The 15,193-nt window shown below is 62.0% G+C and carries 13 protein-coding genes and 1 pseudogene; 3 read left to right on the forward strand and 11 right to left on the reverse strand.

Going from position 1 to position 15,193, the window contains the following annotated elements; genetic code table 11:
* Positions 1-7 precede the first annotated feature (7 nt).
* Both AC5Y4C_RS01085 and AC5Y4C_RS01090 read right to left on the reverse strand, forming a co-directional pair.
* Positions 8-562, reverse strand: coding sequence for a hypothetical protein (locus tag AC5Y4C_RS01085; RefSeq protein WP_499962147.1), 555 nt, complete (start codon positions 560-562; stop codon positions 8-10).
* Positions 563-569: 7 nt separating this feature from the next.
* Positions 570-1,376: a glycosyltransferase family 2 protein gene (locus AC5Y4C_RS01090; protein ID WP_499907654.1), complete on the reverse strand. Its 807-nt coding sequence runs from the start codon at positions 1,374-1,376 to the stop codon at positions 570-572.
* Between the two features lie 1,602 nt (positions 1,377-2,978).
* Between AC5Y4C_RS01090 and AC5Y4C_RS01095 the strand changes: the two genes are divergently transcribed.
* Both AC5Y4C_RS01095 and AC5Y4C_RS01100 read left to right on the forward strand, forming a co-directional pair.
* Complete coding sequence (locus AC5Y4C_RS01095; protein WP_499962146.1) at positions 2,979-3,683, forward strand: hypothetical protein; 705 nt, start codon at positions 2,979-2,981, stop codon at positions 3,681-3,683.
* 75 nt (positions 3,684-3,758) lie between these two features.
* Positions 3,759-4,832, forward strand: coding sequence for a GNAT family N-acetyltransferase (locus AC5Y4C_RS01100; RefSeq protein ID WP_499962144.1), 1,074 nt, complete (start codon positions 3,759-3,761; stop codon positions 4,830-4,832).
* A 55-nt stretch (positions 4,833-4,887) separates the two neighbouring features.
* Here the strand turns inward: AC5Y4C_RS01100 and AC5Y4C_RS01105 are convergent, their stop codons facing one another.
* From AC5Y4C_RS01105 to AC5Y4C_RS01125, 5 genes and pseudogenes are all read right to left on the reverse strand, one after another.
* Positions 4,888-6,243 (reverse strand): lipopolysaccharide biosynthesis protein, encoded by a 1,356-nt coding sequence (locus AC5Y4C_RS01105; protein ID WP_499962143.1) that lies wholly within the window; start codon positions 6,241-6,243, stop codon positions 4,888-4,890.
* A gap of 103 nt (positions 6,244-6,346) precedes the next feature.
* Positions 6,347-7,117 carry a polysaccharide deacetylase family protein gene (locus AC5Y4C_RS01110; protein ID WP_500008042.1) on the reverse strand — a complete coding sequence of 257 codons (771 nt, stop codon included), beginning with the start codon at positions 7,115-7,117 and terminating at the stop codon, positions 6,347-6,349.
* 78 nt (positions 7,118-7,195) lie between these two features.
* Positions 7,196-7,942, reverse strand: a pseudogene (locus AC5Y4C_RS01115) (glycosyltransferase family 2 protein); the annotation flags it as partial.
* Entirely contained in the window at positions 7,939-8,865 is a 927-nt protein-coding gene (locus AC5Y4C_RS01120; RefSeq protein WP_499962141.1) for a glycosyltransferase, read from the reverse strand. The gene AC5Y4C_RS01120 and the pseudogene AC5Y4C_RS01115, both read right to left, overlap by 4 nt.
* On the reverse strand, positions 8,855-10,249 hold the full coding sequence (locus tag AC5Y4C_RS01125; RefSeq protein ID WP_499962139.1) for a hypothetical protein: 1,395 nt from the start codon (positions 10,247-10,249) through the stop codon (positions 8,855-8,857). Before AC5Y4C_RS01125 ends, AC5Y4C_RS01120 begins: the two co-directional genes overlap by 11 nt.
* 110 nt (positions 10,250-10,359) lie before the next feature.
* On the opposite strand from AC5Y4C_RS01125, the gene AC5Y4C_RS01130 reads away from it, so the two are divergent.
* The gene (locus AC5Y4C_RS01130; RefSeq protein ID WP_499914748.1) at positions 10,360-11,505 is read left to right on the forward strand and encodes a cellulase family glycosylhydrolase; all 1,146 of its coding nucleotides are present in this window, start codon (positions 10,360-10,362) and stop codon (positions 11,503-11,505) included.
* On the opposite strand, the gene AC5Y4C_RS01135 is transcribed toward AC5Y4C_RS01130, so the two are convergent.
* From AC5Y4C_RS01135 to AC5Y4C_RS01150, 4 genes are read right to left on the reverse strand one after another with little or no spacing between them, the layout of a single operon-like run.
* Positions 11,446-12,240 (reverse strand): acyltransferase, encoded by a 795-nt coding sequence (locus AC5Y4C_RS01135; RefSeq protein ID WP_499907640.1) that lies wholly within the window; start codon positions 12,238-12,240, stop codon positions 11,446-11,448. The two genes, AC5Y4C_RS01130 and AC5Y4C_RS01135, sit on opposite strands and share 60 nt — an antisense overlap.
* Positions 12,237-13,193, reverse strand: coding sequence for a GDP-L-fucose synthase family protein (locus tag AC5Y4C_RS01140; RefSeq protein WP_499914746.1), 957 nt, complete (start codon positions 13,191-13,193; stop codon positions 12,237-12,239). Before AC5Y4C_RS01140 ends, AC5Y4C_RS01135 begins: the two co-directional genes overlap by 4 nt.
* Positions 13,194-13,200: 7 nt before the next feature.
* Positions 13,201-13,809: an LbetaH domain-containing protein gene (locus AC5Y4C_RS01145; RefSeq protein ID WP_499962138.1), complete on the reverse strand. Its 609-nt coding sequence runs from the start codon at positions 13,807-13,809 to the stop codon at positions 13,201-13,203.
* Positions 13,806-15,179: a Wzz/FepE/Etk N-terminal domain-containing protein gene (locus AC5Y4C_RS01150; RefSeq protein ID WP_499962136.1), complete on the reverse strand. Its 1,374-nt coding sequence runs from the start codon at positions 15,177-15,179 to the stop codon at positions 13,806-13,808. The genes AC5Y4C_RS01145 and AC5Y4C_RS01150 overlap by 4 nt, the downstream gene beginning before the upstream one ends.
* Positions 15,180-15,193 lie beyond the last annotated feature (14 nt).

The raw sequence follows: 15,193 nt of genomic DNA on the forward strand, positions 1-15,193 counted from the left end.
GTCCCTCTCATTCCGCCCGCATCAATCGAATGCGTAGGTCGCGTCCGCTCAGACGCACTTCGACAGCCGACCACCGTTCCGCCTCGACCAGATCGACGGCGGCCGTGGTGGTTTGCGTTGTGCCGTTGGCGACGGTCAGCGCTCCCTCAGCGCGCCCCAGCACCGTTCTCGCGGGATCGAAGACGATCACCTCATACGGGAAGTTGTCCGACCGGCCGTCATGGTTGGCGACCGTGAACGAGACATTCATCAGGGCCTGCCCACTCTCGAGGTCTCCACCCTCGGCCGCCGGACGTTCCGCGGGACTCAACGTCAGCGGGTTCGGCGAAAAATACAACTCCGCAAACGGTGTCGGCTGCTTCGTGAACGACAACGCCAGCTGATGCCGTGCCTCGCTGGAGTATCCGACCGCCACCCCGCCGGCGAGGAGTAACGCGGCCAGTACCACCAACACCAGCCCATAACGCCGTAACGCGAATCGGCTGCGAAGTCGAGGTTCAGGCGAATGGCGTTGTGGTATCGACGGATTCACCTCCACGCCGTCATCGACTACCATGCTCATACAGCGTTCACCTAGCAGCCCTCATCGGGCGTGTCTCCACGTGCGACCCGAGCCGCGGAGCCGTGGTCGCCGCCAGGGAGACGACGACGCCGCCCGTCTCACCCACCACTGCAGGCAGTTTGTCCGCCCTGCGCAGTCGGGTGGCGAGAAGGATCGACAGGCATTGCAGGCCGTCGCGCCAGGTGATCTTTTTGCCTTCCTCGAAGGTCCTGCCGTTGTAGGTGACAGGAACCTCGTAGGGCCGCACGCCGGCACGCAGAATCTTCGCCGTCAGTTCGGTGTCCAGGCCGAAGCCTCGCTGTGACAACGTCAACGCTCGAAAGTGCTGAGTAGGAATCAGTTTCAGGCAGGTGTGCATGTCGGTGATGCATGAGTCGAACAGCAGGTTCGCCACGAATGTGGTGAACCGGCCGCCGACGGCGAACCGGTAGGACGGAAACCTGGTGTTCATGCCGAAGATCCGGGTCCCGAATACATGGTCGGCGACTCCGCTGAGGACCGGACCGAGAAGGGCCGGGATGTCTGACGGTGAGTATTCGAGATCGGCGTCGAGGATGATGACATGTGTGCCTGAGGCCCGCTGGACACCGCTACGCACCGCGGCCCCCTTGCCGAGATTGTGCCGGTGGCACACGGTGATCACCCCCACATCGCCGAAGGGCCGCAACAGTTCCGCGGTTGCGTCGGTGCTGCCGTCGTCAACCACGATGAGCTCCATCGGGCATGGATAATCGACCGCCAGCACGCGATTGACGGCGCGCACGATCGTCGCCGACTCGTTGTAAACCGGCATCACGATCGACAGGGCGGTCACTGGTGACGCTCCAGCCCGGCCACTCGGCCGGCCGGCCGGCTCATGTGTGCAGAGCAGTCAACCGCGGCACCTACTGCCATCATTTCGATGGCCTCCTATGGAGATGCGACGAGGCGACCCGCCTACCGCCGCGGCGATCGCACGAGCCATCCTGAGAAAACGGAAGTGTGACGAAACTTGCAGCGCGTTTTTGTAGCATGAAAGAGCCTTCCTTTGCTGGGAGGGCAGGGGATGGGGTCGGTTTGGTCGCTGTCCCCATCCCCGCCAAGAGCGGTGAATCTGCAGGTCCTAGCCCATAGGCACTCCAGACGGTCCTCGCGAGGTGCGCAGGAAGTCTTCATCGGTCCACCGGGGTGTGTCACTTGCTGCCCATGAGTGCTCACGCATCGGCAGTCCCATCTGGCCGGCGAGCCGAGTAGGGCAAAACCGATCGGCGATAGGGCGACGGCACACCACACGAACCGGTATCACCGCACTCCTCATTGGCAATCAACTTCAAGGCCCGACATTTAGCTGCACCGCCTGCCGCAAATCCTGGGCGATTTGCCGGCGGTGGTTGTTACCCCGTGGCAACGACCGCGCATAAGTTAAGCAGACCATCCGCAATCATGCCAACCCGAACTCATCAAGAAGGTATGTGTGCGCGCGGATATCGGGGGAAAAGCATGCTGTCTCGTGGCGAACGCGGGGCAAATTATCCCCCAAGGCAAATAAAGCTTGAATTTGCAACAATACGGTTTATGACAGGAGCTGCCACTAGTCGGCCACCGCTACTGGCGTCCCCCTGACGCAGCACGCAGTCGCATCTGTGACGACGGTCACAATCTATTGCCCACGGGCTCCGCTTATGACTTGCCTCATTCCAACTGGCAATCAAATGTTGGTTTGCTGTCCGCCCTGACGGGTGCCGGAAAGGTGAACAGCACTTCGCGACCATCGCCAACAGGCCTGTTCAGCCACGCTTGGCCTTACGCGTTCGACCGGCAGCTATCTGAACTTGCGGGTCGGCGGGGACAACCCCGATCAGTGCCGCGCGCCGGGCGGACCGTGACGGACAGTCGGTGATGCCGAGGCTTCGCAATGTGCTCGACGTTATTCACACACATTGACTGGACGCTGTTGTGCCGAAACTGCTGCGCGACAATGCTTTTGCGCCAGGACCGAAGCGGCCAACCTCAAGCGATCTTCGGGGTCGGCCGCATGGACTCCGCCGCCACCGCACGAGACGCGCCGCCGCGTACGCGTAAGACAAGAATCAAGATCGCCTCGATATTCAGCCGCCGTCAGGCACCAACTCCGGCGACGGCGAAAGGTGGCGGCCAGCGCCGCAGCGCTGGATATCGTTGTAACCACAGCTCAATATCTGAACCTGGAACCGCCGGCAATCAGATCTCGCTAGCGGATTCCCGATGGTGGTCCCATCCGGAAGCATTGCGATCCAATGAAAGAAGGCAAATGGCGATATCACGGCCAGCCTATTGGAACCGCGGTCCTTGTGATCTGCTGCGCGGGCGATGCCACACCGGCCACGAATTCGGTCCGCCACAAACGTCAGAAACTCTGCTCACGTTATGGAAGACACTGCTGAGTATCGTAACCGCAGTGATCCTGATCGGCATGCTATGCGAATGTGCAGCGACGACGCCGCAGCTCGAGCTTCACCAGGATTACCGCACCGTGCCAAACGGCAAACACCCGTCCAGATTCGACTCCGGGCAAACGGCGATTCTCACCTACAGTCCGGATGATATCGCCGCTCTTCCAACCATTTTCGATGGTAAGTCGATCATCACCTACAAGCGTGCAGGCATCGGTGCCGGTTACACGACCGCACGCCTGCACGACAGTGCCACCTATATTGAGGCCGACTGGAATTTCAGCCCCACCGGCACCACCGACAGCGGCCTACTCGCGCTGTGTATGTACGCGAGCCCACTGCCGTCCGGTTACCTGGGCAGCACTCCCGTGCCGGACAGTCCAGCGCACGTCACCTTCTCGAATGACCACTTCGAGTACGGTGTTTGGCGACACGATGTGCTGACGGTTATCGCAAATGTCCCCTATGGACGGACTTTCACAACGGAACCGCAGCACGTGGCCGTCTACGTCCGCAAGGATTTGGGCAAGGCCTGGGTGTTGGGCCCGACGGGTAAGGTCTACGGCCCATTTGCCGACTCTCAAATCGGCGATTTGACCGCCCCGTATGTGACGGCCGAGCAGTTCTACGGCAATGCCGACAGCGACAAGCGCGTTGAGATCCGAAGGTGGGGTGCGTCGTCCCGCCCTACCGCCGTGCAGTCGTGGTGACAAAGCGCCGGGGCTATCGGCAGCTTTGCCGCTGAAAACAGTAATGTTTTGGGTTTGCGGTGTAGGTTTACGGAGGTGTCGTGCAGCCTGATCGACTTCGACGCGCTTGATGCGGAACAGCTGGCTTTGTGGGGTCGCGTTCGCAATGCCAACCCGGCGCTCGACAGCCCGTACTTCCATCCAGCCTTTGCCGGCGCGGTGCACGCGATATTCGGCGATGTCCAAGTGGCGACCGCCGCCAACCAGGTGTGGTTCCCGTTGCAGATAAAAAAGGGGCTGGCGCGGCCGGCCGGCTGGCCCGGTGCGGATTTCCATGGACCGATAGCGCCCCCTGGCGTAACGATCGATCCCCTCGACCTCGTACGCGCGACTGGGCTGCGCGCCTTGCGGTTCGACCACATCTCAGAGGACCGCTTGGAGTTCGCGCCATGGGTCGACGGCCGCGAGGAGTCGCCCTTCATCGATGCCACAGGCGGCCTCGACGGCTATCTGACCCGTATTGGCAAGGCGGGCCGGGACAAGCTGTCGCGAGTGCGCCGGATGACCAATAAGGCCGCACGTCAGCATGGCGACCTGCGCCTAGTGTGGGATGCGCGGGACCCAGCTCTTTTGGACTGGCTGATTGACATCAAACGCCGTCAGTATGCCGCAACGGGCGCGTACGACTTCTTCGCGATGCCTCGTCGCCGAGAGCTGGTGCACCATTTGGCCAACACGAGCGTCGACGGTTTCTCCGGCATGCTGTCGGCGGTGTACGCGGGTGACACGCTGCTCGCCGCGCACTTCGGGCTGCGCGACGGTGCCGTCGTTCACTGGTGGTTCCCGGTGTTCGATCGGGCGCACGCCGAGTTGGCGCCTGGCTGGATCATGTTGCGCGAGTTGATCGCTGCCGCCCCACAGATGGGCGTGGTGCGCATCGACTTGGGCGCGGGCGTGGAGGATTACAAGCGCCGAGCGATGACTGGCTCGATTTCCGTCTGCCAAGGCGAGGTGACGGCCAACCCGCTGCGCCGGAAGCTGCGCGCAGCGCGGATCGCCGCCCGTCGCGCAACAATCGCCAGACTGAAGAATTCCCCGCTCAAGCCGAAGCTGAGTGCGATGCGGGCAGCCGGGTACCGCGCTCTTTCGGCGCGTGAAGCCCGACGATAGTGAAACATTAGGGTCAGCGCCCACTCACCCGAAAACCCTTGTCTGCGTCAGGTTCTCAAGGGATGCTTTCGCCCACGCAGTCCTGCGTTCGACGCCTGAGCAGTCGCGGAATCCAGACGAAGTCCGGGATGACTTGCGCCGCTACCATGGCAACAGCGGCAGCGGCTATGACGCCGGTACCACCCCACTTTGCGCCCCACCAGATGCCCAGCAGCACGGTTGTCACACCCATGACAGTGATACAGATCGATTGCCATCGGGCCTCTCGCGGCATCGTCAGCATGATGCCGCCTGGTAAGTGGATGCATTCAAGGAACAGCAGCACGGCGAACGCAATTGCCAGTGCCCGCGTCGCGCCCACCTTGCCGTCTGAAAGCACCGATGTAGCCCACGGCCCCAACGCCACGATGCCGAGGCCGGCCAGGGCGGACAATACCCCGAACGCCGCCACAGCCTTCAGCCACAACTGGGTGGAGGCAGCAAGATTCGATCGGCGTTTGACGAATACCGGCCACAAAGCCATCCCGGCCGTATCGAAGACCATCCACACGACCGCGAAAATCTGAGCCATCAGAGCGTAGCGTGAGAGCTCCCCAGGAGTGGACACGTGCGAGAGGATCAACCGGTGCGATTGAAGGCCTAGCGGCAAACCGATGCTCAACACGAACATCCACAGCGAGCCCTGTAACAGTCTGCTCTTCGCCTCTTCCACGCCGGGTTTTGCGAATGCTGACCGCCCGATACCGCTCATACGTAGCGCCAAAAAAGTGGCAACGCAGTTTCCGGCCAGCACGCCCCCGGCACCGGATACCGCATACCAAATGCCATCTACACCAACGCTTTTCAGCACCAGAGTGATCAGCAACGTGAATACGGCGTTGGTCATGGTCAGCACCACCGCAAGCGGATTCATGTTCAAACCGATGATGATCCGGATACCGATACCAGCCGGAATGCCCAAAGCGATCAGGCACGCCGCGACAGTGATCGCGATGCGGTCGGCCGGACCCGTCGTAGTACCGATCAGAAGACGCCACGAATCTGTCGCCATCACTACGAGGCTGGCCGAGATCAGCACGGCTGCAACAAAAATCAGCCTGCGCAAACCGCGCTGCACGGTAGCCACAGCTGCGCGGTCTTCGGTGAGCCGCCCCGGCCGGGAGCAGGCACTGGTCACCACCGCACCGATTCCCAAGTCGGCGAACGGGATGAGCAAGGAAAGCGTCGTGATCAGCGACACGACGCCGAACACTGCCTCGCCGGTCTGACGGACGATGATTGCGGTATTTGTCAGTCCTATCAGGGCGACCAACGGCGTTCCGACCACGCGGAAACCGGTCCCGAGCACAATTGCCTTGCGCTCGACGGGCTTGAGCGATGCGTCGTATTCGACGGCGTCGGTGGCAGTCATGTTCGCACACCCCGACCTAACCGGGCCCGCGGGGATTGCCCCTCCGGCCCCGCCGAGCGCCAGCTGCCGCTATCGCGGTACACAAACGTTCTCACGACCGCGCCTACCGATCCTTCGACAATGACATCAACGGGTTCATCGAACGCATCGACAGGGAGAAAAAGGCTGCCCGCCGTACCTCACCTGATGCCGTCAGCCCGGAGATCGTGGTGCTCTGCAATGAACGCTGCTGCAGGCCGTCGACAATCATCTGCACTGCGCTGGCGCGGTCGAAGACACGCTCGGGGTGGTCGGCAAGGGTGTCGTGTAGCAAGATGATGCTCCCCGGCTCAGCCTGAGCGACCACCTCCGACACCACCGCCGACTCCGCCAGTCCGCTCCAGTCGAAACTGTCGACGTCCCACATGACGGTTTCCAGGCCGGCATCGCGCTCGCCTAGGAAGGAACCCACGCTCTGGGCTCCAAATGGTGGGCGAAAGTACTTCACCGGTGCGCCTGAAATCGCCGACAGTTCTGCGGCCGCCGCCTCGAGCAGGCGCCGGGTCGATCCGCGGGAGCGGCCGGCCAGCGTCTGATGGTCGAACCCGTGCAGGCCGACTTCATGGCCTTCCGCGACCACTCGATGCACCAGTTCGGGCAGGCGGCGTGCGCTTTCCACCAGCATGAAAAACGTTCCGCGGGAATGATTTTCGGCGAGTATATCCAGTATTCGAGGGGTCCACTCGATGTCGGGGCCATCATCGAAGGTCAATGCCACCAGCGGCTGATCGGTCCGCACATTCCTGATCGACCCCCAACGCGCACCAACGAGCGCGTCGACACCACCATGGGCGAACCGTCGCACGCCACGTTTCTTGGCCAACGGCTCTTTCATCGAAACTCCCTCGGCTGCAGCGGGTCCCGCTTTCAGAGTCGCCGCCACGCGGGAGGCGGCGAGCTTGGTCTGCACCGCGTATTCCCAGCAGCGTAGGTATGCGAGCGACATCCGCCGTCCCTGGAACGGGTAGCAGCCCACCGAGTCCCAGATCCGGCGCATGTCATCGAAGGCCTCGCTGACCGGACGCGACGATCCAGCTCCAGTAGTGTCGAAATCGGCTACCACGCGCTCGATCGTGATGGGCTCCCGCACCAAAGCGGCGCGCAGCATGAACAATTGATCGGCCGCGATCGGGAAACCAACGTCATAGCCGCCCAACTTCCTCACCAGCGAGGCGCCGAAGAACGACGCTTGATGGGGGATGGTTCCGCGTAACGTCAGGAACTTGCGCATGTCGAAAGGCATGGGAGCCTGGAACCCGACACTGGTGCCATCCGGTCCGATCTCATGTTCTATGCCATAGCCCCACGAGTCCCCCACGGGGCCACGGTGCACGACCGTCTGCACAACGTGAGCCACTGCGTCCGGATCAGAGAAGCGATCACCGGAATGCATGAACCACAACAGATCTCCGGATGCATGGGCGATGCCCTGGTTCATCGCGTCGTATCTGCCGGCGTCAGGCTCAGACTGCCAGTAAGCGAAGCCGGGCTCATTTCGGGACAGGTAGTCACTGACGTCGTCACCCGATCCGCCGTCGATCACGATGTGTTCGATGGTTCCGGCGTAACGCTGGGCACGCACGCTGTCCACGGTTCGTTTCAGCCCATCGAGGTCGTTCAAGGTGATCGTGATCACCGAGACGGTCGGAGTCGACGTCACTGGTTCTGCTCCCTGAGAGCTGTGCCCCACTGGACTTTCACCTTTCGCAGCCCGATCCTCAACGCGGCCGCCGACGCGTAGATCCACGCCCAGATTCCGGGCCTTCCCCATCGCACACCCGCGGCCACAGCGCCAAAGACGCTACGCAGGGAGCCTGCCTCGACGGCCGAAATGACGGGGCTGTACAGGAAGTAATCACCTCGCACCCTCTTCGACTCGTCGACGAGTTCTCGGACGCCCCAATCGATGTAGTCTTTGCTGCGGTCCACCCCCGGCCGCGACGTCGACCCGGCAGTCACATTGACCTCGACGAGGCAATCAGAAAGTTGAACAATCGAAAGGTCGGGCAGTGCGCGCTGCACATTCATCAGCCACATGGGATCGTCATGAATCGAGCCGGCCGACACCGACAGTGGAACCGCCTCCGCAACAGTCTTCGGGAACATCAGCGTCGGCACCGCTAACGAGGGCCGCGCTCTTCGCAGTGAGCGCAGTTTCATCAAATAGGGAATGACTCGTTCGTGTGGCTCGACCAGCCTGCTGGGAATGGTCAACGGCTTCTGCCCGTCAGCGCGCCGCACGTAACGACAAGAAACGATCCACCGTCCCTCCTGCGGTGCTGCAGCGAGCTGTTTTTCGAGTTTGTCCTTCCGCCAACGGTCGTCATCGTCGAGCAGCGCGATGATGTCGCCCTTGGCCGAGTCGATTCCCAGCTGCCTGGCACGGCCGGGTCCAACTCCTCCCGATGTCCGCAACACGCGGATCGCGTCGGAAGCCGGCAAGTCCGGTTCACAATCCGAGTCCACGACCACGATGACCTCGGCGGGGGCCACCGCCTGATTCAATGCGGATTCGACGGCCTCGCGCAGACTCGCTCTGCCGATGGTCGGAATGACGACGCTTACGGCCGCCTCAGTAGTCACGAACATCTCCCTTCACACCGCACTCGTCATTGGCGGGCAAGTGCCTCGCCGAGAAGGCAACTGCGAGAACAGCGAAGGCGGCCAAAGCACCGTAGGACCACGGCGAGAACAACAGATCCCAAACCGCCTGTACCGACACGACGACCACCAGCGCAGCCCAGCGTCCGTATCGGGACGCGTTGCAGATCATCGCCAGCGCCGCGACGGCCAGTCCCACGGGCAGAAGCGCGGCAAACAGTCCGCCCTCTGCCCAGGCGCCGAGCAACACTGAGTGAAGCGATACGTCACCGTTCGGCAGATACCAGGTGCTTTCCAAGCGGACAGTCGGGTCGAAGCCAAGGGTGATGGCGAGAGTCTTGGCATGGTCGAACACCTCCGCGCTGATGTTGTTCGCGCTGGCCCAACCGAACCAGGGGCGGTCCATGATCGCCGAGATCGACAGGGGCGACTCCGTCCGTCCAGCAAGTATCAGCGGAACACCCTGAGCTAACTGGCTTTCCGTCTTGCGCTGAATCGCACTGCCCAAGAGCCCGCTCGTCGCCAGTTTCGGTAAGAGAGCGAACACCGCAGCTGCCGACCCCGCCACAAGTGTGAGCTGCAGCCATCGCGGGATCCGATCGGCACCAGCCCAGCCCACCACCACGACGACAGCGGCAAGAACGCAATTCGTCGCCAGTGACCGGTAGTCCTCGGCCAGGCTGTAGGCCCCGATCAACACCAGTACTACGGCCTGCAGCGGAAGCGCGACTCTGACAACAGTCAAACCGAACAACAAGATGATGACGATCCACTGTCCCCAGCCGTATTTCCAGATGTCGCTGAAAGATCCGTAGGAGGACGCCGCCGCCGTGCCGGGCAGGATGCTGTAGACCACGGTGCCGATGGCGATGCCGCAAAAGATCGAGAAGATGCGGAGCAGGTCTCTTCCGGCCAGCACCAGAAAGCCCGCGTAGTAGATGGCGAACGCCCCCCACTGTTGCACTCGTTGATCAACCAGACTCAAATGGTTGATCTGTGCCGAGATGCAAAAGGCGGCAAACCCAATGATGGCGAGGGCCAGTGGAAGCCACTGCCCAAACGCCGGTCGCGTCAGAAGCAATGCCGGCGCCAGGAGAAGACAGACCGGGGCGAGCATCGTCAGGGTGAACCCTTGGATCTGGATTGCCGAGGTCGCACCCAACGCGATCAGCACCACTACGGTGAGCGCCCGTCGTGCTGTTGTGCGCCGGCTCTCGAACGAGCCGCGCGATGGCGAGCTACCGAGGCGCGGAACGGGTCGCGCTGCGGTGCGGTCGCCAGCCAGTGCAGCGCGGTGAATGACCAAGTCAGTCATCGCAGAAACCCCGATATCACGCGGGGGCGCGTTCGACGAAACATCCCGCATCGCCCACTCCATTGCGGCCCGACCCTGTTGCGGGCATGCTCTCTTTCAAGACCACCTGTGGCTCCGATGCTCGAGCTGATGACCCCAACGGAAGGCGAACGTTGACTCACGTGAGGGGCGAAGGGCTCGCCATCTCCCGACGATTCGTCGTGATGGTCTCCATGGCGCTGCTCATGGCGCTCGTGGGATGTCAGAAAGCTGCTCCGCCCTCGCGTACAACTGTGGCGAACCCGCCACCCTCGGCGCCCGCTGCTCCACCGAGCATCGTCGGAGTCAACGCTGTCACGCTCAACGAACCGAGCATCGACCCCGCGTTGCGGAGCCGCCAGTACGACCTGATCAAAGCCACCGGCTTCCGGGCGGTCCGTGTCTACATTCAATGGGGCGACATCGAACGGTCTCCAGGGCACTTCGACTGGCGCGATACCGATTCGCTTGTCATGGATGCGGCTGACCGAGGCTTGATGATCCTGGGCCTGGTGACCTACGCACCGTCTTGGGCGGTCGCGCCTGAGAACCGCGCCCTGATCCATCCGAGGCCTGCCGATGCGGCGGCTTTCCGCGATTTCATTGCTCAAGTTGCCCAGCGCTATTCGAATGTCATTCACCACTGGGAAATCTGGAACGAACCGAATATCGACGACAGCTTCGCACCGGCTCCCGATCTCGCCTTGTACTCGTCGATGCTCGAGGACTCGTACGCAGCCATCAAGTCTGTCGATCCGGGGGCTGTCGTGATCACCGGCGGGACATCTCCGGCCGTCGACGATCCGACGGAGATGGCGCCGGCCACCTTCATCAGGGGGTTGTATGAGCATGGCGCGGGTGAGTTCTTCGATGCGGTGGCCATGCACCCGTACAGTTCCCCGGATCTCCTGAGCGTCGAGGGGCCGGAGAATTCGTCGAACTCGAATCGCGCGATCAAGGAAGTCACTGAGCTGCTGGCCAGCCACGGCCAGAGCAGGAAGCAAATTTGGTTCACCGAATTCGGTGCGTCGACGGCGGCTCCGGGTGCCGTCGCTCCGGACCTTTCCGGTCAGCAAGTCGGCGTAACGCAACAGCGTCAGGCCGAGATCTTGACAGACGGCATCAAGTACATGCGGTCTCTGCCCAACGGCGGGCCGATATTCCTGTTCGACTTCCGCGACGTCGAAACAGGTAGCCGCAACGTGGAATACAACTATGGTCTTCTCCGGTCAGATTTCAGCGCCAAGCCGGCGCTCGCCGCCGTCCAGGCCCTTCTCGGTGTGAGGTGATGCCGCGCCGACGACCACGGCTCGGCCGTTTCCGTTCGAGTTCGCACGCCGACGAGGAAGTTCGATTCTGAGTTTGGTCGTGGCGCTCTGCTCACGCTCGAACCAGCTGCCGCCTTCCAAGGGATTCGACCTGATGAATTCGGCAGGAGAGCCCCCGTAAATGCCCGGGGCCGGATCGATCTTTCTCGCTCTGGCCAGAGTCGAGCTCGCGGTCAGCAGCGAGTAGCGCGGCAGGATGGCACCTTTGAGCACCACGCAGTTGGTCAAGACGACGGAGCGCTCCCCGATCGTGACCTGCCCTGCCGTCTGCACGTTGCGCAGTATGTCGATCTCGTGGCTCAGAATTGTCGTTCGCTGACCAGCGATCGCGGACATCTCGCCGATCCGGACCACTCCGGAACAGTCCACATTGTGTCGACTGGTGATGATCGCACCGTCACCCATGACCAGGCTTCCGACGTCCGGGTGCAACGCTTGATATGCCGGGTGCGCAGATATCGTGTTGAGAGATCCTATCGTGGCACTTTCGCCCATCTTCAGTAGCCGAAGAGACCGAAACATGTTCAGCGCAGCTATATTTGCGCTCTCGCCGATGACGGCGCACCCGACGTTCAACGCCACCACGGGACCGATGCGGGCAGACGGCGCAATAGTGTGACCGAACATCCTCAGCAGCTTGTTCTTCAACGCACTGCTCGGCAGAAGCCAAACCAGCAGTTCGATCTTCTTCTTCACGGGTTCGTCCCTTCCGCGCACTCGTCGGCCAGCGACTCGAGGAACCACCCGTACATCTTCTTCAGCCCCGCCTCGATCGTGACCGTGGGCCGCCAACCAAGTGCCCGTAGTTTGCTACTGTCCATGAGCTTGCGAGGAGTACCGTCCGGTCGGGTCGAGTCGAACTCCACCTCACCGTCGTATCCGACGACCGATTTCATCAGCAGAGCAAGGTCGCGGATCGAAATCTCTTGTGCGGAGCCGACATTGATGACCCCCCCGGCGTCATAGTGGCGCAGCAAGAACACGCAGGCATCAGCGAGGTCGTCGGCGTCGATCAACTCCCGCAGCGGTGAACCGGTTCCCCATACCACGACTGTCGGCTGGCCGGACAGCTTCGCCTCGTGGAATCGGCGCATCAAACCTGCGACCACATGAGAATGTTCCGGATGGAAGTTGTCACCGATTCCGTACACGTTCGGGGGCATCGCCGCGAACGCATTGAAACCGTACTGTTTGGCATACGCTTCGCACATCGTTATGCCGGCGATTTTCGCGACCGCGTACGGCCGGTTGGTCTCCTCCAACGGACCGGTGAGAAGGGCTTCTTCCACTATCGGTTGCTTAGCATGCTTGGGATAGATGCAGCTCGAGCCCAAGAACATGAACTTATCGACGCCATAGCGGTGGGCGGCGTCGATGACATTCGTCTGAATCTTGAGGTTGTCCCGAATGAAGTCGGCCCCTTGGGTGGCGTTGGCGATGATGCCGCCCACTTTCGCGGCGGCGAGTACGACGTACTCCGGCCTCTCCGAAGCGAAGAACTCCTCCACCGCTGCCGCGTCGTCCAGCGCAAGTTCCTTGTGGGAGCGAGTGAGTATGTTGCTGTAACCCTCGTCGAGGAGCCGGCGGGTGATCGCAGAACCGACCATGCCGCGGTGGCCGGCGACGTAGATGCGGGATTGAGTGTGCACGAGCGCCTCACAGTTGTCGGGGGTCGTTATGGCGCTGAATCTTTGGTTCAGCCGGGAGGATGGTGGTACCTGGCGCAACGTCACCGGCGACAAGGGCTGTTGCTCCGATCGTGGCGCCATCTCCGATGCGGACGCCTCGTAACACGGTCGCACGCGCCGCAACCCATACCGAATCACCGATGGTGACGGGGGCGTTGTCGAATTCGAAGGTAGGACTTCGCCGGTCATGGCTGCCGGAACAGACAAGCGCGCCTTGGGATATGCAGGTGTTGGATCCGATTTTCACTCGTTCGAGGTTGAGAATCCATGCCTCCTCGCCGATCCACGAGTTGCATCCGACCTCGAGCTTCCAGGGCCAGTGAATCTTGACCTCGTGGCGAATGAGCACGCCTGAACCGATCTTGGCGCCGAAGAGCCGCAACGTCAGAATCCGGACCGCGTTGGGACACCACCACTTCATCAGCAAGCCGCGCGACGCCAGCCACAGAATCTGCACAGGCAGGCTGCGGCCGCGGTCATAACCTCGACCGGTGAAGCCGGCGAGCGAAAACCGTTCGCCCAGCGGTGCGTTGCCCCCCGGGAACCTGGCTACGTTGGCTTGCTCTGTGTCGTTCATTGGTGATCCTCGTCTGCCTGGTGCCGCGGCCGAGTACTGGACGGTTTGAACGCCTTGTCGACCAATGGCAGTTCACTGCTGCTCGAGGTGGCGAGCACTACGGCCAGCAGGGGGGCCCGGGCTGCCTTCAGCTCGCTCATTGCCTTCACAACCTCCCCGCGCTGAGTCTTGGACTTGTCAACCACCAGAAGATCAGCGTCGACGATCGCTGACAGGACCGCGGCAGCGCTGCTGTCATTCACACATGCCGTCACGATGACAACGCGGTCGTATTCCTTGCGGACATCGTCGACGAATGTGCTCATCGCGGCAGACGACAGCGAAGACTCGAGCCCCGGCGTCGTGCCAGGAGGCACGACAGCCAAGTTGGGACGCGCGGTGCTGTGGAAAACGTCCTCGAACGAGGATTTCTCGTCGAGCAGATCGGCAAGCCCGACCGCCTTGTCCTGTAGGCCGAATCGTCCGGCGTCGAACGTCGCATCCGCCACGATGAGCGCGGTGCTCCGTCCCGTTTCGGAAAAGGCTGCCGCCAGACCCACCCCCAGAGTGGCGGCCGCGTAGCCGGCAGAAGCCGCCGCTACCAGAACGACTTGCGGTGATGGTTCGTGAGCGTCTACGTACACGCGGAGGCGTCGGAGCTCTTCTGCGTCGGCAGGGTGCCACGCGTCGAATCGTCCCTTCGACGCGTCGATGTTGCGATCGGGCATTGTTATCGGACCGACAGCACGAGCACCTGTGAGTTGGCCGAGTTCCTCGACGGAGTCGATTCGCCTATTGAATACCGGCATCAGAGCAAGGGCTGCCAGCCCGAGCAGTGTGCCGCCGATGCATCCGTACACGGCGTTCAAGGCGACGTTCGGAGAACTCTGGGACAGCGGTACCTGAGCACGGCTCACCACCGTGATCGTCGACCGAGGCGTGCTCTGCCCAGCCGGTGTCTCCAGCGGTCCGGCGTATTGAATAAAGGCATCTGCAAGCGAATTCGCGATGTCCGCCGCGCGTTCGGGGGACTGATCAGTCACCGACACATCGAGCAGCACCGTTCGAGGCACGATGGCGGCGGTCACCTCCGAAGAGAGCGCTTTCGCCGACATCGGCAGCTTGAGGTTGTCGACCACGCGCTGCGTTATCTGCTCACTCTTGATCATCTGGGCGTACGACTCCGCGCGCTGCTCGGAGAACTGGCTTCCGGAATAGGCTTCAGATGAACTGTTTCCGCCGGTAGCGGCAACGAAAAGCCGTGTCGTAGCGGTGTATTCGCGAGTGGCGAAGCTACTTGCCAGGTACCCGACGACAATGCCGGCGACGGCCGCGATGGCCACGATCCACCACCTGCGTCGTATCCCGCGAACGATGGTTTGAAAATCCACGACAGTCTCCTTGT

It is taken from the genome of Mycobacterium sp. NGS35 (assembly GCF_059812855.1).

Coding starts and splice junctions, on each gene's coding strand:
- AC5Y4C_RS01085 (WP_499962147.1), bottom strand. CDS start 562: ATGAGCATGGTAGTCGATGACGGCGTGGAGGTGAATCCGTCGATACCA.
- AC5Y4C_RS01105 (WP_499962143.1), bottom strand. CDS start 6,243: ATGACTGCCACCGACGCCGTCGAATACGACGCATCGCTCAAGCCCGTC.
- AC5Y4C_RS01110 (WP_500008042.1), bottom strand. CDS start 7,117: ATGAAAGAGCCGTTGGCCAAGAAACGTGGCGTGCGACGGTTCGCCCAT.
- AC5Y4C_RS01125 (WP_499962139.1), bottom strand. CDS start 10,249: ATGCGGGATGTTTCGTCGAACGCGCCCCCGCGTGATATCGGGGTTTCT.
- AC5Y4C_RS01145 (WP_499962138.1), bottom strand. CDS start 13,809: ATGAACGACACAGAGCAAGCCAACGTAGCCAGGTTCCCGGGGGGCAAC.